The sequence below is a fragment of the Streptomyces sp. NPDC048462 genome (assembly GCF_043200175.1).
Classification (GTDB): Bacteria; Actinomycetota; Actinomycetes; order Streptomycetales; family Streptomycetaceae; genus Streptomyces.
The window spans coordinates 436,845-458,176 of sequence record NZ_JBICXG010000004.1 but is presented as its reverse complement, the minus strand read 5'-3'; the positions used below and the strand labels follow the sequence as shown (position 1 = coordinate 458,176).

Below are 21,332 nucleotides of genomic sequence, written 5' to 3'. Positions count from 1 at the left end.
TCCGTGCGGCGGTTCAGCTTCCCTCGGGCGTGAGCCGCAGCGAGATCGAGTTGATGCAGTACCGCTGGTCCGTGGGGGTCGGGTAGCCCTCGCCCTCGAAGACGTGGCCCAGGTGCGATCCGCAGCGGGCGCACCGGACCTCGGTGCGGACCATGCCGTGGGTGCGGTCCTGGATCAGTTCGACCGCGTCGGTGTCCTTCGGGTCGTAGAAGGACGGCCAGCCGCAGTGCGACTCGAATTTGGTGTCGGAGCGGAACAGCTCCGCGTCACAGGCGCGGCAGGAGTAGACGCCCGTCGTCTTGGTGTCGGTGTACTCGCCGACGAAGGCGGGCTCGGTGCCGGCCTGGCGCAGCACCGCGTACTCGGCGGGGGAAAGCTCCGCCCGCCACTCCTCGTCGGGCTTGTCGATGTCGTACGGCACGGTGGCTCCCTCAGCTCGACAGGTGGTCCAGGATCTGCGGGCCGAGGTCTGTGACGTCGCCCGCTCCCATGGTGAGAACGAGATCGCCGGGCTTCGCCATTCCCGCGACGGCCCCGGGGACCGCGGTCTTGTCGTGGACGGCGGTGACGTCGGCGCCCGCCGCCCGTGCGGCGTCGATGATCAGGGCGCTGGTGATGCCGGGGATCGGGTCCTCGCGGGCCGGGTAGATGTCCAGCACCACGGAGGCGTCGGCCAGGGCGAGGGCCTGGCCCATCTCGGTGCCGAGCTCCTGGGTGCGGGAGAAGAGGTGGGGCTGGAAGACGACCAGGAGGCGGGCGTCGGAGACGGCGCCGCGCATCGCTTCGAGGTCGGCGGTCATCTCGGTGGGGTGGTGCGCGTAGCTGTCGATGACCTGGACACCGGCGGCCTCGCCCTTGAGCTGGAGGCGGCGCTTGACACCGGTGTACTTGCCCAGCGCGGAGGCCAGGTTGTGCGCCGGGATGCCGAGGGCGACACCGGCGGCGAGGGCGGCCACGGCGTTGAGCGCGTAGTGGCGGCCGGGTACCGAGACCGTGAAGGTGAGGTACTTGCCGTTCAGGACGACCGTGACCTCGCTGGTCAGGCCGCGCTGGGTGATCTTGTGGACGCGTACGTCGGCGGTCGCGGCCTCGCCGTAGGTGACGACCTTCAGCTGGGACTGGTCGCGCACCCGGCGGGTCAGCTCGACCGCGCCCGCCTGGTCGGCGGAGACGACGAGGGTGCCGCCGGGGACGACCTTGCCGGTGAAGGTCTCGAAGGAGTCGTAGATCTCGTCCATCGAGGCGTAGTTCGCGTGGTGGTCCAGTTCGACGTTGAGGACGATCGCGACCTCGGGGTCGTACTTCTGGAAGCTGCGGTCGCTCTCGTCGGCCTCGGCGACGAAGATCGCGCCCTCGCCGTGCGTGGCGTTGGTGCCGGGTCCGGCCAGGTCGCCGCCGATCGCGTACGAGGGGTCGAGGCCCAGCTCGGTCAGGGCGACGGCCAGCATCGACGTGGTGGTCGTCTTGCCGTGGGTGCCCGCGACGGCGATGGCCCGCGCGCCCTCCATCAGGGAGGCGAGCGCGTCGGAGCGGTGCACGACGGGGATCGAGAGATCACCGGCGCGCACCAGCTCCGGGTTGTCGGCGCGGATGGCACTGGAGACGACCACGCACGTGGCGTCGTCCGCCAGGTGTCCGGCGGCGTGCCCGATGTGGACGGTCGCCCCCAGCGCGCGCAGCGCCTCGGCGGTGGCGGACTCCTTGGAGTCGCTGCCCGCGACCTTCGCGCCGCGCCTGGTGAGGATCTTCGCGATGCCCGACATTCCGGCGCCGCCGATGCCGATGAAGTGCGGCCGTTCCATGGCGGCAGGAATACCGGGTGCCATGCGTGTGTCTCCCAGGGTCGGTACGGGTGGGGCCTCCCAGCCTATTCGCTGTGCGCGAAGAGCTTGAGCACCGGTACGCCGACCTTGTGCCGGGCGCGGGACGCCCAGTCGCGGTGGAAGAACTCCTCGACGTAATGCGGCGCGGTCAGCACGATGACCTCGTCGGCCTCGGACTCCTCGACCACGGAGGTGAGCTTGTCCAGGGGGTGGGTCTCGATCACTTGCCCGACGGCTTCGGAGCCCGACTGGCGCAGGGCCTCCAGGGACACTTCGAGCGCCAGTTCGGCGGACTCCCTGGCATTTCTGCCCTCCGGTTCCTCGCTCTCACGGGCCGCTTCCTTCAGTTCGCCCATCGCCAGGTCGTCGATGGCCCGCAACAGCACATCCGCCTGATCGCCACGTGGCTGCATCAGCACGACGAAGGAAATCTGCTCCTCCCCGTGCAGGGTGGTGACGAACTCGACGTCCTCGGAAGTGAGGGGCTTCTCGATCATCAAAACGCTGGTGAACACCACAGGCGCCCTTCTGCTTCAGTGACCGTCGCCGGCCACTGCTGAAACCATCCTTCCCCGTGCTCGCACGGGGTCCGCGTTCCATTCTGCCCACCGAACGCTAACCGGAACGGGATATTCCGCTGATTGTCAGATCCGACGGTACCGAGAGAAGAGGAACCCGGCCTCTTCCAGCACCGATGCCAGGGCGAATCGTTCCGGCACAGCCACCGACGGGCCGCCCGCGATCCGCTGCGCGTCCCCGGCGGTCAGCACCGGCGCCAGGGTCAGACACATCTCGTCCAGCGCGCCCGCCGCCACGAACTGGCCGAGCAGCCTGGGCCCGCCCTCCGTCAGCAGCCGCCGGTGACCCAGAACGGCCAGTTCCCCCACGGCCCTGGCGGGGTCCACCCGGGAGCCCTCCCCCGCGATCACCACCTCCGCGCCCGCCGAGCGGGCCGCCGCGATCCGGTCCGGCGGCGCGCCCGCGCCGGTCAGCACGAGCGTCGGGACCAGCGGCGAGGTGAAGAGCGGCAACGAGAAGTCCAGGTCCAGGCTGCCGCTCACCACGGCGACCGCCGGAGCGGCCCCCTGGCCGGCCGCCGCCCGCCGCGCCGCGAAGGCCTCCCGGGCGCGGGCGGGCCGGTACCCCTCGAGCCGTACGGTCTCGGCCCCCGCGATCACCACGTCCGCGAGCCCGCGCAGGGTGCCGAAGATCCGCATGTCGCTCGGGCAGGAGATCGGCTGCGAGCGGCCGTCGTGCTGGGCCGCCCCGTCGAGCGTCGACACCATGTTGGCGCGCAGCCAGGGGCCGGTCGTCTCGGGGTAGGCGTAGGCGTCGGCGAGGGCGTCCAGACTCCACTCGCCCCGGTCGTCAGCCGCTGTCAGGTCGGTCACAGGGAACAGGCGTCGCATGTCAGGCAGTCTGGCACGGCCTTGGCGGCCTGCCCCGTGGCAGGGAGCGGACAGCGAGCGGCGTCATGCGGCCTCGACTGCCAGGCGGAGGAGGGAGGCGACGCGGAGCGTCATCGACCGACGACAACGCCGCAGGCGAGGCCGCAGGGCGTCGGGAGCCCGCTTCCTGCCACGGGGCAGGCCGTAAGCTAGAGAGTTGTGTCGTCCTCCCACGCCGTGCCGGGGCCCAGCCCCATAGCCGAAACGGCCCCGCTGTCCCTGTGCGCCCTCGAACCGCACGTCCCCGCCGACCGACTGGTCGCGGAGATGGTGCCGCCGCCGCGCTTCGACGCGGTGCGCTTCGATACGTACGTCCCCGACCCGAACCAGCCGAGCCAGATCGAGGCGGTCAAGGTGCTCGCGGACTTCGCGGCCGGGCTCGGCGGGGCGCATGCCAGCGGCGAGCGGAAGCGCAAGTGGTTCGGCAAGAAGGCCGAGCCGCCCCGCGCGCCGCGCGGTGTCTACCTCGACGGCGGCTACGGCGTCGGCAAGACCCATCTGCTCGCCTCGCTCTGGCACGCCACGCCCGCCGCGCCCGCCCTGAAGGCCTTCGGCACCTTCGTCGAGCTGACCAACCTGGTCGGCGCGCTCGGATTCCAGCAGACCGTGCGGACGCTGAGCGGGCACCGGCTGCTGTGCATCGACGAGTTCGAGCTCGACGACCCGGGCGACACGGTGCTGGTCTCCTCGCTGCTGAGCCGGCTGGTCGAGGCGGGGGTGGCGCTGGCCGCGACCTCCAACACGCTACCGGGCAAGCTCGGCGAGGGCCGGTTCGCCTCGGCCGACTTCCTGCGCGAGATCCAGGGGCTCTCCTCGCACTTCCGCCCGCTGCGCATCGACGGCGAGGACTACCGGCACCGCGGGCTGCCCGACGCCCCGCCGCCGTTCTCCGAGGAGCAGGTCACCCGGGCCGCGTACGCGACCGAGGGCGCCAGCCTGGACGACTTCCCCGCGCTGCTCGACCACCTGGCTCGTGTCCACCCGAGCCGCTACGGGGCGCTGACGGACGGTCTGCGGGCCGTGTGCCTCACCGAGGTGCGGCCGGTGCCCGACCAGTCGACCGCGCTGCGGCTCGTGGTGCTGGCGGACCGGCTGTACGACCGGGAGGTTCCGGTGCTCGCCGCCGGGATGCCGTTCGACCGGCTGTTCAGCGAGGAGATGCTGAACGGCGGGTACCGGAAGAAGTACTTCCGGGCAATCTCCAGGCTGACGGCACTGGCGCGCGACGCGAAGGGGCTGGTGGCGCAGTAGGTTCGGGGGCGTAACACCGGCCGGGCACGACGGAGTGCCCCGCCGCTCCCGTACAACCGCGCATTCCGTTTGAAGGGAACCAGCATGGCTACCACGCGTCAGGCGCACACGGTCTGGGAAGGCAACCTGATCGAGGGCAAGGGCGTCGTCACCCTCGATTCCTCGGGCATCGGGGAGTACCCGGTCTCCTGGCCGTCCCGCGCGGAGAAGGCGAACGGAAAGACCAGCCCCGAGGAGCTCATCGCGGCAGCGCACTCCAGCTGCTTCTCGATGGCGCTGTCCAACGGACTGGCCACGGCCGGCACCCCGCCCACCCGGCTGAACACCCAGGCCGAGGTCACCTTCCAGCCGGGTACCGGCATCACCGGAATCCACCTCACCGTCGAGGGCGAGGTGCCCGGTCTCGACGAGGCCGGCTTCGTCAAGGCGGCCGAGGACGCGAAGGCGAACTGCCCGGTGAGCCAGGCACTGACGGGCACGACGATCACGCTGAGCGCGTCGCTCGCCTGAGGCACCCGCCGGGCCGCTGAGAGGCGCTGAGGGCCCGGGACACGCATGAGGCCAGTGACTCGCATGGTTCCCGCGCGGTATTACGCGTGGTACACACGTGCGGGTCACTGCTCCTGTCCCCAACAGGAAGTTGCCTCATGTCATCCGCAGCAGCACAGCAGCCCGCGACACGACGTCAGGTCCTGGCAGGCACCGGCGCCGCCGTCGCCTCGGTCGCCTTCGCCGGGGTGTTCACCGAACTCTTCGCGGGTACCGCCGCCGCCCACGGACACGCCGGCTACGGCCCGTTGGTGCCCGACCCCGACGGACTGCTCGATCTGCCGAAGGGCTTCCGCTACCGGGTGCTCTCCCGCGAGGGCGACCTGCTCCGCTCGGGCGAGGGCCCGGTCCCCAGCCACTGCGACGGCATGGCCGCGTTCGCCGGCCGGCGCGGGCACGTCCGGCTGGTGCGCAACCACGAGAACCGGGTCGACGCGGCCATCGCGGTGCCGGTCGTCGAGGGACTGACCTACGACCCGATGGGCAAGGGCGGCTGCACGGCCCTTGAGCTCGACAGCGGCGGCCGCGTCCTCGCCGAACGCGTCGCGATCGCCGGTACGGCCGTCAACTGCGCCGGCGGGCGCACGCCTTGGGACACCTGGCTGACCTGCGAGGAGACCGAGGACAAGGCCGGCACCAACGGTTACACCAAGGACCACGGCTACATCTTCGAGGTGGACGGCGCCGACCCGCGCCGCACCGGAGCCGTGCCGCTGACCGCGATGGGCCGCTTCCAGCACGAGGCGATCGCGATCGATCCGCACAACGGTGTCGTCTACGAGACCGAGGACGCGTTCGACAAGCCGTTCGGCCTCTTCTACCGCTTCCTGCCGGAGAAACCGCTCGGCGGCACGGGCTCGCTCCGGGCCGGCGGACAGCTGGAGGCCATGCGGGTGCCGGGCGTCCCCGACCTCTCGGCGGTGCAGGAGACCGGGACGAGCTTCGAGGGCATCGAGTGGGTCCCGGTGCCGGACCCGCTGGCGGCCGGGACGCCCATCCGGTTCCAGGACTTCGGACGGAAGGGGATCACCCACGGCCAGAAGCTGGAGGGCTGCTACTGGGGCGGCGCCTGCGTCTACTTCGTCTCCAGCTTCGCCCACAGCTCCGAGGGATCGGCCGCCGACCACTTCGGGCAGGTCTGGCGGTACGAGCCGCAGCGGCGCCGGCTGACCCTGGTCATCGTCTTCGGGCCGGACACGGACATCCAGCTGCCCGGCGAGTCCCCGGACAACATCACGCTGGCCGCCGACGGCGGCCTGATGGTGTGCGAGGACGGCGGTGGCGCCCAGCACGTGTTCGGCCTGACCAGGCGCGGTGAGGTGTACGCGATGGCGCGCGGCCGGCAGAACATCGGGACGCCCGAGGAGCCCGAGTGGGGCGAGTTCGCCGGGGTCACGTTCTCCCCGGACCACCGGACGATGTTCATGAACTGCTACACCCCCGGGACCACGTTCGCCGTGACGGGGCCGTGGCGCTGACCGGCTGAGGCACCCCCGGACGGTGGTGGCCGTGGCCGCCCCACCGCCGTCCGGGGGCCGCTTCGCGGCACGGGGGCGGCGCGGACGAGCCGGTGACGGTTGATCAGTTATTTTCCGATAATGACATCTTCCGTATGGAAAATGACCGCTTTGACCGTTCTGAGCGTGGTGCTCGGAAGCGCCCTCGCCGGCTGCGGGAGCACCCCGGGAGGCTCACCCGCCGACCGGCCCGCAGCCTCGGCCGCCGCTCCTTCGGGCGTCTCCTCGCGTGCCCCTTCCAGAGCCCCCTCAAGCGCTCCCCCGGCCACCGGGAAGCCGCCCAACATGGCCCCGGGCCCGGCAGGCCTCGCCCGCGTCGTCGAACGGGGCCCGAAGAGCGCCGGCAAGGTCGTCGCGCTCACCTTCGACGCCGACATGACGGCCGACGAGGGCCCTCGCGCGGCCGAGGGGGAGCACTTCGACAACCCGGAGCTGATCGGGCTGCTGCGCCGGCTGAAGGTGCCCGCGACGGTCTTCATGACCGGCCGCTGGGCCGAAGAGTACCCCACGCAGGCCCGCTCCATCGGCACGGACCCGCTCTTCGAGATCGCCAACCACTCCTACAGCCACTACGCCTTCACCTCGCCCTGTTACGGGCTGCCGACGATGGGGAGCGAGGAGATCGGCGGCGAGGTGGAGCGGGCCTTCGGCGCGATCCGCAGGACCGGAGCCCGCAACGTGGTGCCGTACTTCCGTTTCCCCGGCGGCTGCTACGACGACGGCTCGCTGCGCGCGCTGGCGGCGCAGAAGGTGACGGCGGTGCAGTGGGACGTGGTCAGCGGCGACGCCTTCGCGACGGACGCGGACGCGGTGGCGGAGCAGGTGCTCGACGGGGTGAAGCCCGGTTCGCTGGTGGTCATGCACTGCACCCGCAGCGCGGCACCGGTCACCGACCTAGCGGTGGGCCAGGTGGTACCCGAACTGCGCAAGCGCGGATACCGCTTCGTGAAGGTGTCCGAGCTGATGACCGGCTGACAACTGGTCGGCAGCCGGCCGGCCCCCGCGGCTCAGCCCGAGCAGGCCGTGCGCTGGGCCTCCTGCCATTCGCAGACCGGGCAGAGCGTGATCCCCTTGACGGACTCGGGGTACTCGGTCGGCTTCCGGCACAGCACGCACTCCGCGAACGGGGGCCCGCGATCCGGCTCGTCCACGTTCCCGTTCACACCGTCATCCACGCTCCGGTCCATGGCGGAAGCCTACTCAGCCGCGTACGGAAGTGAGCTTGCAGGCCAGCGCCACGGCCGCCGCCGCGAGGGCCATGGCTCCGGCGAAGGGAATCACCGGCGTATGGACGGTGCCGGTGAGCGAACCGGTGACCAGGTCCGTCACCGCGTACTTCGCGGGCGATCCGCCGGTCACCAGGGCCAGCAGCGCGGCGAGCACCGTCGCGGCGACCGACCAGCCGCGCCGGTGCAGCAGCGGACGGGTGCACAGCGCCCCGGCCGCCGCCCCCAGCAGGACGCAGCACGCGGCCGCGAGCAGCCCGGCGAGGCCGGCGGCGGGCAGCGGGACCCTGACGGTGTGGCGGGCGTCGGCCGGATCGCTGATCAGCAGCACGGCCGAGGTGGCGGCCGCGCCCAGCAGCCCGGCGCACCCCAGCGCCGCGAGCAGCGAGGCCAGATGAGCCCGCGGCGCCCCGCCCGCGGCCGCGGCGACGACGGTGCGGGCGGCGGGCGGTTCCTGGCCGACGCAGATCCGCACGAGCCACGCGGTGACGGGCAGCAGTCCGGCCGAGGCGTAGCCGAGCGAGTCCAGCACGGGCTGCCCCGGGCGGATGCCGATGCCGAGGAAGGCCAGGTACAGGAGGACCGGGGCGAGCCAGTGCTGGGAGCGGAGCAGCAGGGCGGCCTGGTAGCGGATGAGGGCCGTCATGGCGCCTCGTCGGGGGCGGTGGAGGCGGCGGGGGCCTGGGCAGGTGCGGTACCGGCGGGCGGCCCGCCCGGTTCGGGCAGTGGCGTGAGCCGGCGGATGTGCCAGGGCGGGCGGGCCGTCAGCAGGGCGCTCAGCAGGGCGTCGGAGTGCGCGGCGGCGACCGTCAGCAGCAGGGCCCCGTCCTCGCCGTCCGCCCGGCCGGGATCGCCCGGCAGCAGGACGGGGAGCGGGCTGCCGGGCGGGCCGGCCGCCTCGATCCGGACCCGGGGGCCGGTGCGCGTCGCGGCAGGAGCGGGGGGTACCGCGAGGAGCCCGTGTGCCTCGACGCGGAACGCGTGGTCGGCGGTGCCCGCGAGCCGGTGCGGGGCGTGGTCGACGAAGACGACGGTGGCCCCGGCGGCGACCCGCTCGGCGACGGCCCGGTCCAGTTCGCCGCGGGCCGCGGTGTCCAGGCCGGTCCAGGCCTCGTCCAGTACCAGCAGCTCCGGTTCGGCGAGCAGCGCCTGCGCGACGGCGACTTTCTGGGCGGTGCCCTTGGACAGCTCGGCCAGTGGGGTGCGGGCGTGCCCGGCGGCGCCGAACCGGGTCAGCCACGCCTGCGCGCGTGCGGCCGCCTCGGCCGTACGCAGCCCGTGGATCCGGCCGAGGTGGACGAGGTAGCCGGACGCGGTGAAGGGCAGCGCAGCCGGGAAGCGCTCGGGGACGTACGCCGTGCGCGGGCGTTCGCCGGAGATCCGGCCCTCGGTCGGGGCGTCGATGCCGGCCAGGAGCCGCAGCAGGGTGGACTTCCCGGTGCCGTTGGCCCCCTCGATCCGGACCAGGGCGCGCGCGGGCAGACCGAGGTCGATCCCGCGCAGCACCCAGGGGCCCGCCAGTCCGTACCGCCGGCCCACTCCACGCAGCCGCAGGAGGTCCGTACTCAGTTGGCGGACGCCTTCTCCGGCTTGGCCTCGCTGGGCCGTACGATCACGAACCCCTCGCCGTCGAGACGCAGTTGCACGGCTTCGCCGGAACCGCCGCGCAGCATCGAGCCGACGCTCTGCGAGCGGTGCAGCGACGTGGTCAGGTGGGCGCTCCAGCCGACGACCGCGTCCGTATCGACGCACACCGACTGCTGCGGCGTGACGGGGATCACGATGGGGTTCCCCTCACACATCAGGCCGAGCTTCCCGTATCCGCTGAAGACGCTGTTGAAGAGGCCGCCGCCGGTCATCCCGGCGCCCTTCACGGTCTTGATCTCGTAGGTGAGGGTCGCGTCGAAGCACAGGACGTTGCGGCCGTTGATGGTGAGGACGTCGCCCTGTTCCATCTCCACGATGAAGCAGTTGGCCGCCTCGTGCGCGAACCACGCCTCGCCCTGGCCGCGGACCGCCATCAGCGGCAGGCCCTCGCCCGTGACGGCACGCTTGAGCATGCCGCCGAGCCCCTGGCCCTTGCGCTCGAACTGGAGGTCACCCCGGAAGGCGATCATCGATCCCTGGCGGGCGTGCATCTCGCCGCTGACCGCGTACTTGATCGATTTGGCGTTCTGCAGGGTCATTCCGGGGGCGGTTGCCTGCTCCGCCATGTGCTCGCTGGAGAATAGATCGCTCTTCATGCGGTGCATCCTCACCCGGAGGGATTCATTCCGCCAAGAGCCGGCTTCCGGGCGACTGGCAGACTGGACGGGTGAGCAGCAACGACACCCCCGCATCCTCGTCCGAGACCGCCGCCCTGCCCGCGGACAGCCCGTTCCGCCCCGAGCGGACGAACCGGGACGAAGCACAGCAGTACGTACTCCCGCTGGTCGTCCACATCGAGAAGACGGCTCCCCCGGCCCGCACCGACGCCCTGCGCACGGCGGCCCGCGCGGTGCTCGTGATGCTCTCCGACGAGCGGTCGCTGGGCGAGGGCGAATGGGCGCGGGCGATGCGGGACTGGCAGGACGCCCGGATCCGCAAGGTGGTGCGGCGGGCGCGCGGCGCGGAGTGGCGCAAGGCGTGCGCACTGCCGGGGATCACGGTCACGGGCGAGAGCGCCGAGGTGCGGGTCTTCCCGCCGGTGCCGTTGGACGGCTGGCCCAAGGAGCTCGCCAAGCTCCAGGTCTCGGGGACGGAGCTGGACGACCCCGAGCCGCCCGCCGCGCCGGACCTCGCCGGGCCGGTCCTCTGGCTGAACCCGGAGCTCGACATGTCGGCCGGCAAGGAGATGGCGCAGGTCGGACACGGGGCGCAGCTCGCCTGGTGGGATCTCTCCGGGCCGGAGCGCACGGCGTGGCGCGAGGCGGGCTTCCCCCTCTCGGTCGCCACGGCGGGTACGGAGCGCTGGCGGGAACTGACGGTGAGCGGGCTGCCGGTGGTGGAGGATGCCGGGTTCACCGAGATCGCCCCCGGCAAGACGGTGGTGGCCGAGGGCGCCCACCGGGTCGGCTCCCTTCCGGCACTTCCCAGGCCGTAGCACCCACGGGTTCCGGGAACCTCAAATCGAGCTCTGAACGTCCCCCTCATCGGATTCAGCGGCGGGTGCCGGGGCCATGACCCCTGCACGGAGTGGAGCAGTGGGGGGACACCATGAAGCTGGGTATCGGAATCGGCTGGCGGCCGGAGATCGCGGACGCGGTGGAGGCGCTGCCGGGGATCGACTGGGTGGAGGCGGTCGCGGAGAACCTCTGCGCCGGCCATCTGCCCGCATCCCTGGCACGGCTGCGGGAGCGCGGCGTCACCGTGGTGCCGCACGGGGTCTCGCTCGGGCTCGGCGGGGCCGACCGCCCCGACCCCGGCCGGCTCGCCGCCCTCGCGGAGCGGGCCGCGCTGCTGGGCACACCGCTGGTGACCGAGCACATCGCGTTCGTACGGGCGGGCGGACCGCGCACCGCCTCGCCCGTGCTGGAGGCCGGACACCTGCTGCCCGTGCCCCGCACCTGGGCCGCGCTGGACGTGCTGTGCGAGAACGTGCGGATCGCGCAGGACTCGCTTCCCGTGCCGCTGGCCCTGGAGAACATCGCGGCGCTGATCTCCTGGCCGCACGAGGAGCTGACCGAGGGCCAGTTCCTGGCCGAGCTGGTCGGGCGCACCGGCGTCCGGCTGCTCATCGACGTGGCCAACCTGCACACGAACCACGTCAACCGGGGCGAGGACCCGGCCACGGCCCTCGACGAGCTGCCGGTCGAGGCCATCGCGTACGTGCATGTGGCGGGCGGCATCGAGAAGGACGGCGTCTGGCACGACACGCATGCCCACCCGGTCACCGAACCCGTCCTGGACGTCCTGGCCGAGCTGCGCTCCCGGGTCAGCCCGCCCGGGGTCCTGCTGGAGCGCGACGACGACTTCCCGGCCGCCGCCGAGCTGGCGGGCGAACTGGACGCGATCCGGGCCACGCTGGACGCGGGCCGCACCGGCGCGCGTCCGGCGGGCGGCGCGTCCCGGACCGCCGTGCCGCGCGACGTCCCCGCTCCCGCCCCGGCGGACGGGTCCGGCGGCCCTGACGCCGCCCGTGACCGGGTCGCGGTGGCACAGACCTCGCTGCTCTCCGCACTCGTCGCCGGCACCCCCGTACCGGAGGGCTTCGACCAGCACCGGCTCGGTGTGCAGAGCCGGGCGCTGGCCGCCAAGCGCGCCGATGTCGTCGCCAAGGTGGCACCCGAACTCCCGGAGATCCTGGGGCCGTCCTACCGGGGGGCGTTCCTCGCCTACGCCAAGGGCCGCCCGATGTCCGCCGGATACCGGCGCGACGCGCTCGACTTCGCGGAGCAACTGCTCGTCGCGGGGCGCCCCGAGGACAAGGCGGCCCGCCGGCGGCTGACCCACTGGTGGCAGGACCGGGCCGCTCCACGGCCTCCCCGGCGCACCACCCGGCTGGCGCGGGCCGCCCGAACCGTACTCGCGGGGCGATGACATGGCCGGAAACAGCATCGTGGCCCTGCTCATGGTGATCGCCGTCGCGGTCTCCTCGACGCTGCTGATCCGGGCGGCGCAACGCGCCGGGCGCGGGCCGGGCGGCCCCGTCCACGACCTCTTCGAGGTGGCCTTCCTGCACGGCGGCCCCGGCCGGGTGGTGGACACCGCGCTCGCCGCCATGCACGCGGACGGCCGGCTCGCGGTCGGCGGGCCCGGCATCGTCACCGTCCAACGGCCGGTCGCTCACGACCCGGTGGAGCGGGCCGTCCTCCAGGAGCACGCCTCGGCCCCGAGCGGCGCGCTGCACACCCTGCGGATCGCGACGATGCGCCATGCCGCGGTGCAGGAGATCGGCGACGGCCTGGCGGCACGCGGTCTGCTGAGCACTCCCGGAGCGAGCCGGCACCGGGCGCGCTGGGGTATGGCGCAGGGGGTGCTCTGCGTGCTCGCCATCCCGGCCTCCCTCGCGGTGACCATCAACGAGTTCGTCTCGTCGGAGTCCGTCGCACCGGACTTCCCGTTCTTCGCGAAGGTGTTCCTGCCGCTCGTCGTCGGAGCCGTCATCGGCTTCGTCTGCGTTGCCACTTCGCGCTTCCGGATCACCAAGGCGGGCCGCAGGGCCAACGCCGCGTACCTCGCCGCCAACGCGTACCGGGCCGATCCGGCCCATCTGGTGGCGACCAAGGGACCGCGAGCCGTCCCCGATCCCGAGCTGAGGGCACATCTGCTGGCCGCGTCCAGGTTCGGGCCGGCCGCCGCGTCCACCTCGTCGTACTCGAACCCGGGGTCCTCCGACGCCCTGTTCGCCGCGACGGTGTGGTGCGCCGGTACGGCTCCGGGCGGCGGGTGCGGAGGCTCGTCGGGCCACAGCGGCGGGGGTGGCGGCGGCTGCGGTTCGGGGTCCAGCTGCGGCGGCGGGTCGAGCTGCGGCGGCGGGTCGGGGTCCAGTTGCAGCTCGGGATCCAGTTGCAGCTCGGGATCGAGCTGCGGCGGTGGCTCCAGCTGCGGTGGCGGCTCCAGCTGCGGCAGCAGCTCATGAGCGTCCGCGAGGCGCACACCCCGTAAAACGACGCCGGTGCGGCGCGCAGGCTGCGCGCCGCACCAGGAGCCGAACCCGGTGTCGCTGGAACAGCGGGCGGCACACAGTGCCGCGGTGCCCGCCATCTGATCTTCCGGGTTGGGGTGGTCGGAACCCGCTCGCTACGCGAGCCCGGCCACCAGGTCTGCGACCGACTTGCGCCGGCCGGTGTAGAAGGGGACCTCCTCGCGGACGTGCATCCGCGCCTCGGAGGCCCGCAGGTGACGCATGAGGTCGACGATGCGGTACAGCTCGTCGGCCTCGAAGGCCAGCACCCACTCGTAGTCGCCGAGGGAGAAGGAGGCGACGGTGTTGGCGCGCACGTCCGGGAAGCCCCGGGCCATCTTGCCGTGGTCGGCGAGCATGCGGCGGCGGTCCTCGTCGGGCAGCAGGTACCAGTCGTAGGAGCGCACGAAGGGGTACACGCTGATGTAGTCGCGCGGCGTCTCGTCGGCGAGGAACGCCGGGACGTGCGACTTGTTGAACTCGGCGGGGCGGTGCAGCGCCATGTTCGACCAGACCGGCACGAGGCTCCTGCCCAGCCGGGTGCGCCGGAAGAGGTTGTACGCCTCCTGCAGGGCCTCCGCCGTCTCGGCGTGCCACCAGATCATGACGTCGGCGTCGGCGCGGAGACCGGAGACGTCGTAGCTGCCGCGCACGGTGACGTCCTTGGCGTCGAGCTGGTCGAACAGCTCCTGGACCTCGTCGGAGTACACGGCGCGGTCCGTGTCGGCGGGCAGCACGTCGCGGAGCTTGAAGACGGACCACAGGGTGTAGCGGACGACGTCGTTGAGGTCCTTCGCCTTCTTGCCGGCGTTGGGAGCCTTGCTTGATGTCACAGTCTCAGGAGCACTCATACGGCTATTGTCCCGCCTCGCTCCCCGTGCCCTGAACCAGGGTGGGCGTGGCGATGATCTCCCCCGCCGTCTCCCCCGCGCTCTCCCTCTCGGCCTGCCCCGTGATCTCGTCCACGATCTCGTCCGCGGCCCGGTGGGCGCTCGCGACGCAGGCGGGGATGCCGACTCCGTCGTAGACCGCGCCGCAGACCCGCAGGGCGGGCAGCTTGGCGACCTCGTCCCGGATACGGGCGACCCGGCCGAGGTGGCCGACGGGGTACTGGGGCAGTCCGCCGATCCACCGGGTGACCTCGGTGGCCACCGGCCGGGCGGCCAGTCCGGTCGCCGCCGCGAGATCGCTTCGTGACACGTCGACGAGCTCCGCGTCCTCGCGGTGCAGATGGTCCTCCTCGCCGTACCGGCCGACCGAGGTCCGCAGGAGGAACAGGTCGGGGGACGCGTCGTCGACCCACTGCCACTTCCGGCTGGAGAAGGTGGCGGCCTTGATGGTGCGGCCCTCGACCGGGGGCACCAGGAAGCCGGAGCGCCCTTCGAGCGTGCCGGCGGCGGCCACGTCCGAGCGGCGGAAGGCCATGGTGACCAGGGCCATCGACGCGTACTCGACGCCCGCGAGCTCGGCGGAGGCGGCCGGGGACTCGGCGGCGAGCAGGGTGGAGGCGGACCAGGCGGGGGCGGCCAGGACGATGCCGTCGGCGGCGATCACCCGGGTGTCGGTGCGGACGTCCCAGCCGCTCGCGGTACGGGTCAGCCCCAGCACCGGGGTCTCGGTGAGGATCTCGCCGCCCCCCGCGCGCACGGCGGCGGCGACCGCGTCCGGGAGGGTGCCGATGCCGCCGGCGATGCCCTGGAAGACCGGCCCGATCTGCTGCCGGGCGGCGGCCTGCTCCTGGAGGCGGGTCACTCCGTCGAGCAGCGAGCCGCCCCGCCGGGCGATCTCGAAGAGCTGCGGTACGGCGGCGCGCATCGAGATCCGGTAGGCGTCACCCGCGTACACCCCGCCGAGCAGCGGCTCGACCAGGCGGTCGACGACCTCGCGGCCCAGCCGGTCGGCCACGTACGCGCCGACCGCGACATCGTCCCCGACCTCGGTCGGGGTGAGGTCGCGCTCCTGCGCGATCCGGGCGAGCCCCTCGGGCGAGAGCACCTCGCCGAGCGCCGCCGGGTCGCCCGGCACGCCCATCACATGTCCCTTGGGCATCGGGCGCAGTGCGTCACGCGTCCACAGGGAGGCGGTGGCCGTGGCGGGCGGCTGGAGGCGGTCGGCGAGGCCGACGGCGCGTGCCAGGCCGACCGCCTCCGGGCGGCGGGCCAGCATCGATTCGGCGCCGAGGTCGACCTGGACGCCCGCCACCTCGCCGGTCATGAGTTTGCCGCCGAGCCGGTCGGTGGCCTCCAGGAGGGTGACCCGCAGCCCGGTGCCGATAAGCCGCCTGGCGGCCGCGAGTCCGGCGATGCCGCCGCCGATGACGACGACGTGTCCCGTGGCCCTGTCCGAGCGGTTTGCTGAACGCTGCATACCCCCACTCTCTCAAACCTGTTCCGAGTCCTGACCGTGACTGCTTCGAAACCGGTATCGCGCAACCCCGACGGGCCCCCGGTACGTCGAACCGGCATCACCAATCACCCGTCCTGGGGGGACAGTTATGCGTGAAGCACCAGCCACTCGTGAGAACAGACATCCGGACCGCACGAGCCGTCCGGCGAGCCGCCGCGGGCAGATCGCCCTCGCCGCCGGACTGCTCACCGCCGTGCTGGCGTTGAGCGGCTGCGGCGGGACCGGTGGCGACTCCGGGAAGAACGCGGACCGCCGGGCCGCCGCCCCGGCGCAGCAGGACGGTGCGGGTACCGGCACCGGGGCCGCGCAGCAGGGCACGGGCGGTTCGGCGGCGGCGAAGAAGCCGAATCCGTCGGCCGCCGCTCATGTCATCCGTACCGCCTCGCTGTCCGTGGAGGTGAAGAGCGCGCCGGAGGCGGCGGCGGCCGCGCGGGAGACGGCGGAGGCCGCCGGGGGCCTGATAGCCGACGAGAAGACCGAACAGGTCGACGCCAACCGGGCCTCCTCGCACGTGGTGCTGCGGGTTCCGCAGGACGAGTACGACAGTGTGCTGCGGGACCTCTCGGGTACGGGCAAGCTACTGTCGCGCACGTCGAGCGCCAAGGACGTCACCGACCAGGTCGTCGACGTGGACAGCCGGATCGCGAGCCGGCGCACGAGTGTGGCGCGGGTGCGCAAGCTGATGGACCGGGCCGACGAGCTGTCCGATGTGGTCTCGCTGGAGGGCGAGCTGAGCAGTCGTCAGGCCGCGCTCGAATCGATGCTGGCCGAGCAGGCCTCGCTGAAGGACCGCACCTCGCTGGCCACGATCACGCTCAACCTCTCGGAGCCGAAGCCGCACGCGAAGGCGGCCGCCAAGGACGACGAGGACGGTCCGGGGTTCCTGGACGCCCTGAGCGGTGGCTGGCACGTGTTCGTGACGGTGATCAAGTGGCTCGCGATGGCGCTCGGTGCCTCGGCCCCGTTCCTGGCCGTGGCGGCCGTCGTGGTGCTGCTGTGGCAGCGGCTGAGCCGCCGGCGCGGGAAGGCGGGGCCGGAGGGCGAGTGACCGCCTCCCGTGGGCGCCAGGGCGCCTCCGGGGGCCGTGGCGCCGTAGCGTGGGCCTTCGGACGGGGTATCGAAGGGACTGTCATGACGGCGGAACGACTGGTGGTCATCGGCGGCGATGCGGCGGGCATGTCCGCCGCATCTCAGGCGCGCCGGCTCAAGGGCCCGGACGAGCTGCGCATCACCGCTTTCGAGCGGGGCCACTTCACCTCCTACTCCGCCTGCGGCATCCCGTACTGGGTCAGCGGTGACGTCGAGCGGCGGGACGATCTGATCGCGCGCGGCCCCGAGGAGCACCGGGCCCGGGACATCGATCTGCGGATGCGCACCGAGGTGACGGAGATCGACGTCGCGGGGCAGCGGGTGCGCTCCGTCGACCGGGACTCCGGCGAGACCTCCTGGACCGGGTTCGACAAGCTGGTGATCGCGACCGGGGCCAGGCCGGTGCGTCCGGCGCTGCCCGGGATGGACGCGCCCGGGGTGCACGGTGTGCAGACCCTGGACGACGGGCAGGCGCTCCTCGACTCGCTGGACCGGGCGACGGGCCGGCACGCCGTGGTCGTCGGCGCCGGCTACATCGGCGTCGAGATGGCGGAGGCGATGCTGAAGCGCGGTTTCGAGGTGACCGTGCTCAACCGGGGCGAGCAGCCGATGGCGACGCTCGACCCCGACATGGGGCGTCTGGTGCACGAGGCGATGGACGCCCTCGGCATCACCACGGTGAACCGGGCCGGGGTCACCGCGATCCGCACCGGGCCGGACGGCCGGGTGAGCGCCGTGGAGACGGCGGACGCCTCGTACCCGGCGGACGTGGTGGTGCTCGGCATCGGGGTGGAGCCGGAGACGACGCTGGCCCGTGCGGTCGGGCTGCCGCTGGGTCCGCACGGCGGGCTGCTCACGGATCTGTCGATGCGGGTCGTGGGCCACGACAACATCTGGGCGGGCGGCGACTGCGTCGAGGTGCTCGACCTGGTCGCGGGCCGCACCCGGCACATCGCGCTGGGCACGCACGCCAACAAGCACGGCCAGATCATCGGGTCCAACGTCGCGGGCGGCTACGGCACGTTCCCCGGGGTGGTCGGCACGGCGGTGAGCAAGGTCTGCGACCTGGAGATCGCGCGCACCGGGCTGCGCGAGAAGGACGCCCTCGCGGTGGGCCTGCGGTTCGTCACGGCGACGATCGAGTCGACGGGCCGGGCGGGCTACTACCCGGGGGCGCGGCCGATGACGGTGAAGATGCTCGCGGAGTACCGCACGGGGCGGCTGCTCGGCGTGCAGATCGTGGGCCGGGACGGGGCGGCGAAGCGGGTGGACGTCGCCGCCGTGGCGCTCACCGCCGGGATGACGGTCGAGCGGATGACGGCCCTGGACCTGGGGTACGCCCCGCCGTTCTCACCGGTCTGGGACCCGGTCCTGGTGGCCGCCCGCAAGGCGGTGACGGCCGTACGCGAGGCGGGCACCGCCTGAGGGCGGCACCCGGCCCCGGTGGTTCAGCGGACGGTGCTGGTGTGGACGTATTCGACGAGCCGCGTCAGCGCGTCCGGGTCCATGTTCGGCGTCACGCCGTGGCCCAGGTTGAAGATGTGGCCCTCAAGACCGGCGGCCGCTTCCAGCACCTCCTGAGTCTTGGCCTCCACCGCCGCGGTCGGCGCGAACAGCACGGAGGGGTCGAGGTTGCCCTGAAGTGCCTTGCCGGGGCCGACGCGGCGCGCGGCCTCGTCCAGCGGGACCCGCCAGTCGACACCGACGACGTCCGCGCCGGCCTCGCCCATGAGGCCGAGCAGTTCACCGGTGCCGACGCCGAAGTGGATGCGCGGGACGCCGTACGACGCAACGGCGTCGAGGACCTTCGCGGAGGCGGGCAGCACCGAGCGGCGGTAGTCGGCGGGGGCCAGCGCGCCCACCCAGGAGTCGAAGAGCTGCACGGCGGAGGCGCCGGCCTCGATCTGGACCTTGAGGAAGGCGCCGGCGATCTCGGCGAGGCGGTCGAGCAGGTCGGCCCAGAGCTGCGGGTCCCCGTACATCAGGGCCTTGGTGTGCTCGTGGTTGCGGGACGGGCCGCCCTCGATCAGGTAGCTGGCGAGGGTGAAGGGGGCGCCCGCGAAGCCGATCAGCGGGGTGGAGCCCAGCTCCGCGGTGAGCAGGCCGATGGCCTCGGTGACGTACCAGACGTCCTCGGGGGTGAGATCACGCAGCCGGGCCAGGTCGGCCCGGGTACGGATCGGCTCGGCGATCACCGGTCCGACGCCGGGCTTGATGTCGAGGTCGATGCCGATCGCCTTGAGGGGGACGACGATGTCGCTGAAGTAGACCGCGGCGTCGACCTTGTGGCGGCGCACGGGCTGCATCGTGATCTCGGCGGCGATCTCCGGCATCATGCAGGAGTCGAGCATCGAGATGCCTTCGCGCACCTTCAGGTACTCGGGCAGCGACCGCCCTGCCTGTCGCATGAACCAGACCGGTGTGTGCGGTACGGGCTCGCGCCGGCACGCCTTGAGGAACGCCGACTCGTAGGCGGCGGAGGTCTTCGTCTGCTGGCCCGAAGGGCGTTCGTTGGCACTCACACACAGAATCTTCGCACGCATGCCGAAGGAGCCCGGCCCCGCACGGGTGTCCCTCCCTGCGCGAGGCTCCGGTTCCGCCTACTCTTCCCCGCATGGCTCCGGCTCAGGGACACTTCTCCGGTCAATCCGATGGCACCGACAGCAAGGACAGCGACGACAGTTCGGAGGGTGGTTCCGTCCCGCCCGCGTTCCGTTCGGCGGTGGACTCACTGCGCTCGGCGCGGCTCCGCCCCGAACTGGAGGTGGAGCCGACGCGGCCGCCGAAGCGCCTGGCTCCGCACGCGTACGCGCTGGAGGCGGCGGTCGTCGACGGCGAGGACGATCTCGCGGACGGCCGGCTCGTCCTGCTCCACGATCCGGCCGGGCACGAGGCCTGGCAGGGGGCGTTCCGGCTGGTGACGCTGGTCCGTGCCGAGCTGGAGCCGGAGATGGCCTCCGACCCGCTGCTGCCGGAGGTGTGCTGGTCGTGGCTGACCGGGGCACTGGAGGCGCGCGGCCTCAGCTACGGCGAGGCGGGCGGCACGGTCACGCGCGCGAGCTCGCACTACTTCGGCGCTCTGGGCGCGCGGCGGCCGGCGACACAGATCGAGATCCGGGCGTCCTGGACACCCCGCGAGGGGCGTGGCGGGGTGCCGGACACGGCGGCGCATCTGATGGCGTGGGGCGACCTGCTGTGCCAGATCGCCGGTCTGCCGCCGTCGGGCGGCGCCGACGCGGCGGTCGTGACGCTGCCGCAGCGGCGCGGACCGCAGGTTTCGTAGCGGCCGGGCCCGCAGGTTTCGTACCTGCGGGCCCGCAGTCTTCGTGGCGGCCGGGATCGCGGATTTCGTAGCGGCGGACCCGGATTCGACATTTCGTGACACTGCGTCATAAATCTCGCACAGACACCGGCGTTCTTTTCGTACAATCGAGCGCATGTCCTATTTGCCCGAATTGTTACTCACCAAATCGTGATCTTCCTCTAAAGGAGCGGGCTTCCCGTGCCGAAGAGGTCAATGACCCTTCAAGCACGGTTCGCCCCGGCTTCATCCCCGAGCCGGCCCGTCCCGCCACTCCCCAGGAGGCCTGGTGTCCGTTCTCCTAGAGCAGCCCGCAAGCCTGGTCGCCTACCGCCCGAACAAGCCGACGGCCATGGTCGTCGTGGCCGACCCGCGCGTCCGTTCCACCGTCACCCGCCATCTGTGGGCACTCGGAGTACGTGACGTCATCGAGGCGTCGTCCATCGCGGAGGCACGCCCCCGCGTCGGCAACCCGCGCGACATCTGCGTTGCCGACGTCCACCTGCCCGACGGTTCCGGGCTGACCCTGCTGTCCGAAACCCGAGCCGCCGGCTGGCCGAACGGCCTCGCCCTCTCCGCCGCCGATGACATCGGCGCCGTGCGCAACGCCCTCGCGGGCGGCGTCAAGGGCTATGTCGTCACCGGCACCCGTACCAACATCGGCCACCCCACCCGTCCCGGCGTCGCCCCCATCGGCGCCAATGCCGCCCGTATGCACCGCCGTCCCCCCGGCACCCCGAGCCACCCGGGCGGTTACCGCGAACTGTCCGGCCGCGAGGTGGAGGTCCTCCGTCTCGTCGCCGAGGGACAGTCCAACAAGGCCATCGGCGTCTCCATGGGCCTGTCCGCCCTGACCGTCAAGAGCCACCTCGCCCGCATCGCCCGCAAGCTCGGCACCGGAGACCGCGCAGGAATGGTCGCCGTGGCCCTGCGAACGGGCATCATCCACTGAATCCACACCCCCACCGGTGTGCAGAAATGCAGATCCGGCTGGTTTACGTGCATCGGCGCGGGGGGGGGGGGCGGGGGGGGGGGGGGGGGCCGGCGCCCACACACAAAACTTGTAGCTGTTCGAGCCCGCCCGGCTGCCCGCGCGACCCGTCAGTCGGCCCACCCG

Annotated in this window: 22 protein-coding genes; 11 read left to right on the top strand and 11 right to left on the bottom strand. The window is 72.5% G+C overall.

The features are described 5' to 3' along the window. Positions 1–13 precede the first annotated feature (13 nt). The 4 genes from msrB to ACGFU6_RS10510 form a co-directional block, all read right to left on the bottom strand. Positions 14–421 carry a peptide-methionine (R)-S-oxide reductase MsrB gene (gene msrB / locus ACGFU6_RS10525; protein WP_393609626.1) on the bottom strand — a complete coding sequence of 136 codons (408 nt, stop codon included), beginning with the start codon at positions 419–421 and terminating at the stop codon, positions 14–16. 10 nt (positions 422–431) lie between these two features. Further along, entirely contained in the window at positions 432–1,826 is a 1,395-nt protein-coding gene (gene murC / locus ACGFU6_RS10520) for a UDP-N-acetylmuramate--L-alanine ligase (RefSeq protein WP_393609625.1), read from the bottom strand. Positions 1,827–1,867: 41 nt separating this feature from the next. Beyond that, complete coding sequence (locus ACGFU6_RS10515; RefSeq protein WP_024488879.1) at positions 1,868–2,320, bottom strand: hypothetical protein; 453 nt, start codon at positions 2,318–2,320, stop codon at positions 1,868–1,870. Between the two features lie 147 nt (positions 2,321–2,467). Beyond that, on the bottom strand, positions 2,468–3,232 hold the full coding sequence (locus ACGFU6_RS10510; protein WP_393609623.1) for a pyrimidine reductase family protein: 765 nt from the start codon (positions 3,230–3,232) through the stop codon (positions 2,468–2,470). A 198-nt stretch (positions 3,233–3,430) separates the two neighbouring features. On the opposite strand from ACGFU6_RS10510, the gene zapE reads away from it, so the two are divergent. From zapE to ACGFU6_RS10490, 4 genes are all read left to right on the top strand, one after another. After that, complete coding sequence (zapE, locus tag ACGFU6_RS10505) at positions 3,431–4,522, top strand: cell division protein ZapE (RefSeq protein WP_393609621.1); 1,092 nt, start codon at positions 3,431–3,433, stop codon at positions 4,520–4,522. Positions 4,523–4,606: 84 nt separating this feature from the next. Further along, positions 4,607–5,032, top strand: coding sequence for an OsmC family protein (locus ACGFU6_RS10500; RefSeq protein WP_073734893.1), 426 nt, complete (start codon positions 4,607–4,609; stop codon positions 5,030–5,032). Between the two features lie 137 nt (positions 5,033–5,169). Then, positions 5,170–6,549: an alkaline phosphatase PhoX gene (locus ACGFU6_RS10495; protein WP_393609619.1), complete on the top strand. Its 1,380-nt coding sequence runs from the start codon at positions 5,170–5,172 to the stop codon at positions 6,547–6,549. 141 nt (positions 6,550–6,690) lie between these two features. Continuing rightward, positions 6,691–7,563 carry a polysaccharide deacetylase family protein gene (locus ACGFU6_RS10490; protein WP_393609617.1) on the top strand — a complete coding sequence of 291 codons (873 nt, stop codon included), beginning with the start codon at positions 6,691–6,693 and terminating at the stop codon, positions 7,561–7,563. 32 nt (positions 7,564–7,595) lie between these two features. Here the strand turns inward: ACGFU6_RS10490 and ACGFU6_RS10485 are convergent, their stop codons facing one another. From ACGFU6_RS10485 to ACGFU6_RS10470, 4 genes are read right to left on the bottom strand one after another with little or no spacing between them, the layout of a single operon-like run. Further along, a complete protein-coding gene (locus tag ACGFU6_RS10485) occupies positions 7,596–7,775 on the bottom strand; it encodes a hypothetical protein (RefSeq protein ID WP_393609616.1) in 180 nt (59 codons plus the stop codon). Positions 7,776–7,788: 13 nt separating this feature from the next. Further along, on the bottom strand, positions 7,789–8,460 hold the full coding sequence (locus ACGFU6_RS10480; protein ID WP_393609614.1) for an ABC transporter: 672 nt from the start codon (positions 8,458–8,460) through the stop codon (positions 7,789–7,791). After that, the gene (locus tag ACGFU6_RS10475; RefSeq protein ID WP_393609748.1) at positions 8,457–9,368 is read right to left on the bottom strand and encodes an ATP-binding cassette domain-containing protein; all 912 of its coding nucleotides are present in this window, start codon (positions 9,366–9,368) and stop codon (positions 8,457–8,459) included. The genes ACGFU6_RS10480 and ACGFU6_RS10475 overlap by 4 nt, the downstream gene beginning before the upstream one ends. An 11-nt stretch (positions 9,369–9,379) precedes the next feature. Then, entirely contained in the window at positions 9,380–10,057 is a 678-nt protein-coding gene (locus tag ACGFU6_RS10470; RefSeq protein ID WP_393609612.1) for an AIM24 family protein, read from the bottom strand. A gap of 71 nt (positions 10,058–10,128) precedes the next feature. On the opposite strand from ACGFU6_RS10470, the gene ACGFU6_RS10465 reads away from it, so the two are divergent. The 3 genes from ACGFU6_RS10465 to ACGFU6_RS10455 all read left to right on the top strand — a co-directional run bounded on the left by ACGFU6_RS10465 (position 10,129) and on the right by ACGFU6_RS10455 (position 13,374). Next, positions 10,129–10,896 (top strand): peptidyl-tRNA hydrolase, encoded by a 768-nt coding sequence (locus tag ACGFU6_RS10465; protein WP_393609611.1) that lies wholly within the window; start codon positions 10,129–10,131, stop codon positions 10,894–10,896. 113 nt (positions 10,897–11,009) lie between these two features. Further along, on the top strand, positions 11,010–12,332 hold the full coding sequence (locus ACGFU6_RS10460; RefSeq protein WP_393609610.1) for a DUF692 domain-containing protein: 1,323 nt from the start codon (positions 11,010–11,012) through the stop codon (positions 12,330–12,332). A gap of 1 nt (position 12,333) precedes the next feature. Beyond that, positions 12,334–13,374 carry a TIGR04222 domain-containing membrane protein gene (locus ACGFU6_RS10455; RefSeq protein WP_393609609.1) on the top strand — a complete coding sequence of 347 codons (1,041 nt, stop codon included), beginning with the start codon at positions 12,334–12,336 and terminating at the stop codon, positions 13,372–13,374. Between the two features lie 161 nt (positions 13,375–13,535). Here ACGFU6_RS10455 and hemQ read toward each other — a convergent pair whose 3' ends face one another. Together hemQ and hemG are read right to left on the bottom strand one after the other, a co-directional pair. Beyond that, positions 13,536–14,270, bottom strand: a complete 735-nt coding sequence (hemQ, locus tag ACGFU6_RS10450) for a hydrogen peroxide-dependent heme synthase (protein WP_393609608.1) — start codon at positions 14,268–14,270, stop codon at positions 13,536–13,538. Between the two features lie 4 nt (positions 14,271–14,274). Continuing rightward, entirely contained in the window at positions 14,275–15,786 is a 1,512-nt protein-coding gene (gene hemG / locus ACGFU6_RS10445; RefSeq protein WP_393609607.1) for a protoporphyrinogen oxidase, read from the bottom strand. Between the two features lie 127 nt (positions 15,787–15,913). Here hemG and ACGFU6_RS10440 point away from each other — a divergent pair, with 127 nt between their 5' ends. Then, on the top strand, positions 15,914–16,873 hold the full coding sequence (locus ACGFU6_RS10440) for a DUF4349 domain-containing protein (protein WP_393609605.1): 960 nt from the start codon (positions 15,914–15,916) through the stop codon (positions 16,871–16,873). Between the two features lie 83 nt (positions 16,874–16,956). Further along, a complete protein-coding gene (locus tag ACGFU6_RS10435; protein ID WP_393609603.1) occupies positions 16,957–18,339 on the top strand; it encodes an FAD-dependent oxidoreductase in 1,383 nt (460 codons plus the stop codon). Between the two features lie 23 nt (positions 18,340–18,362). Here the strand turns inward: ACGFU6_RS10435 and hemE are convergent, their stop codons facing one another. Then, positions 18,363–19,436, bottom strand: a complete 1,074-nt coding sequence (gene hemE, locus ACGFU6_RS10430; protein ID WP_393609601.1) for a uroporphyrinogen decarboxylase — start codon at positions 19,434–19,436, stop codon at positions 18,363–18,365. Positions 19,437–19,528: 92 nt separating this feature from the next. Between hemE and ACGFU6_RS10425 the strand changes: the two genes are divergently transcribed. Next, entirely contained in the window at positions 19,529–20,197 is a 669-nt protein-coding gene (locus ACGFU6_RS10425; protein WP_393609599.1) for a DUF3000 domain-containing protein, read from the top strand. A 307-nt stretch (positions 20,198–20,504) separates the two neighbouring features. Continuing rightward, a complete protein-coding gene (locus tag ACGFU6_RS10420) occupies positions 20,505–21,167 on the top strand; it encodes a response regulator transcription factor (RefSeq protein ID WP_024488613.1) in 663 nt (220 codons plus the stop codon). Positions 21,168–21,332 lie beyond the last annotated feature (165 nt).

What these genes read in the sequence shown, in the direction of transcription:
- murC (WP_393609625.1), bottom strand. Translation starts at nt 1,826, where the DNA reads ATGGCACCCGGTATTCCTGCCGCCATGGAACGGCCGCACTTCATCGGC.
- ACGFU6_RS10515 (WP_024488879.1), bottom strand. Translation starts at nt 2,320, where the DNA reads ATGATCGAGAAGCCCCTCACTTCCGAGGACGTCGAGTTCGTCACCACC.
- ACGFU6_RS10510 (WP_393609623.1), bottom strand. Translation starts at nt 3,232, where the DNA reads ATGCGACGCCTGTTCCCTGTGACCGACCTGACAGCGGCTGACGACCGG.
- ACGFU6_RS10500 (WP_073734893.1), top strand. Translation starts at nt 4,607, where the DNA reads ATGGCTACCACGCGTCAGGCGCACACGGTCTGGGAAGGCAACCTGATC.
- ACGFU6_RS10495 (WP_393609619.1), top strand. Translation starts at nt 5,170, where the DNA reads ATGTCATCCGCAGCAGCACAGCAGCCCGCGACACGACGTCAGGTCCTG.
- ACGFU6_RS10490 (WP_393609617.1), top strand. Translation starts at nt 6,691, where the DNA reads ATGACCGCTTTGACCGTTCTGAGCGTGGTGCTCGGAAGCGCCCTCGCC.
- ACGFU6_RS10485 (WP_393609616.1), bottom strand. Translation starts at nt 7,775, where the DNA reads ATGGACCGGAGCGTGGATGACGGTGTGAACGGGAACGTGGACGAGCCG.
- ACGFU6_RS10480 (WP_393609614.1), bottom strand. Translation starts at nt 8,460, where the DNA reads ATGACGGCCCTCATCCGCTACCAGGCCGCCCTGCTGCTCCGCTCCCAG.
- ACGFU6_RS10470 (WP_393609612.1), bottom strand. Translation starts at nt 10,057, where the DNA reads ATGAAGAGCGATCTATTCTCCAGCGAGCACATGGCGGAGCAGGCAACC.
- ACGFU6_RS10460 (WP_393609610.1), top strand. Translation starts at nt 11,010, where the DNA reads ATGAAGCTGGGTATCGGAATCGGCTGGCGGCCGGAGATCGCGGACGCG.
- ACGFU6_RS10455 (WP_393609609.1), top strand. Translation starts at nt 12,334, where the DNA reads ATGGCCGGAAACAGCATCGTGGCCCTGCTCATGGTGATCGCCGTCGCG.
- hemQ (WP_393609608.1), bottom strand. Translation starts at nt 14,270, where the DNA reads ATGAGTGCTCCTGAGACTGTGACATCAAGCAAGGCTCCCAACGCCGGC.
- hemG (WP_393609607.1), bottom strand. Translation starts at nt 15,786, where the DNA reads ATGCAGCGTTCAGCAAACCGCTCGGACAGGGCCACGGGACACGTCGTC.
- ACGFU6_RS10440 (WP_393609605.1), top strand. Translation starts at nt 15,914, where the DNA reads ATGCGTGAAGCACCAGCCACTCGTGAGAACAGACATCCGGACCGCACG.
- ACGFU6_RS10435 (WP_393609603.1), top strand. Translation starts at nt 16,957, where the DNA reads ATGACGGCGGAACGACTGGTGGTCATCGGCGGCGATGCGGCGGGCATG.
- ACGFU6_RS10425 (WP_393609599.1), top strand. Translation starts at nt 19,529, where the DNA reads ATGGCTCCGGCTCAGGGACACTTCTCCGGTCAATCCGATGGCACCGAC.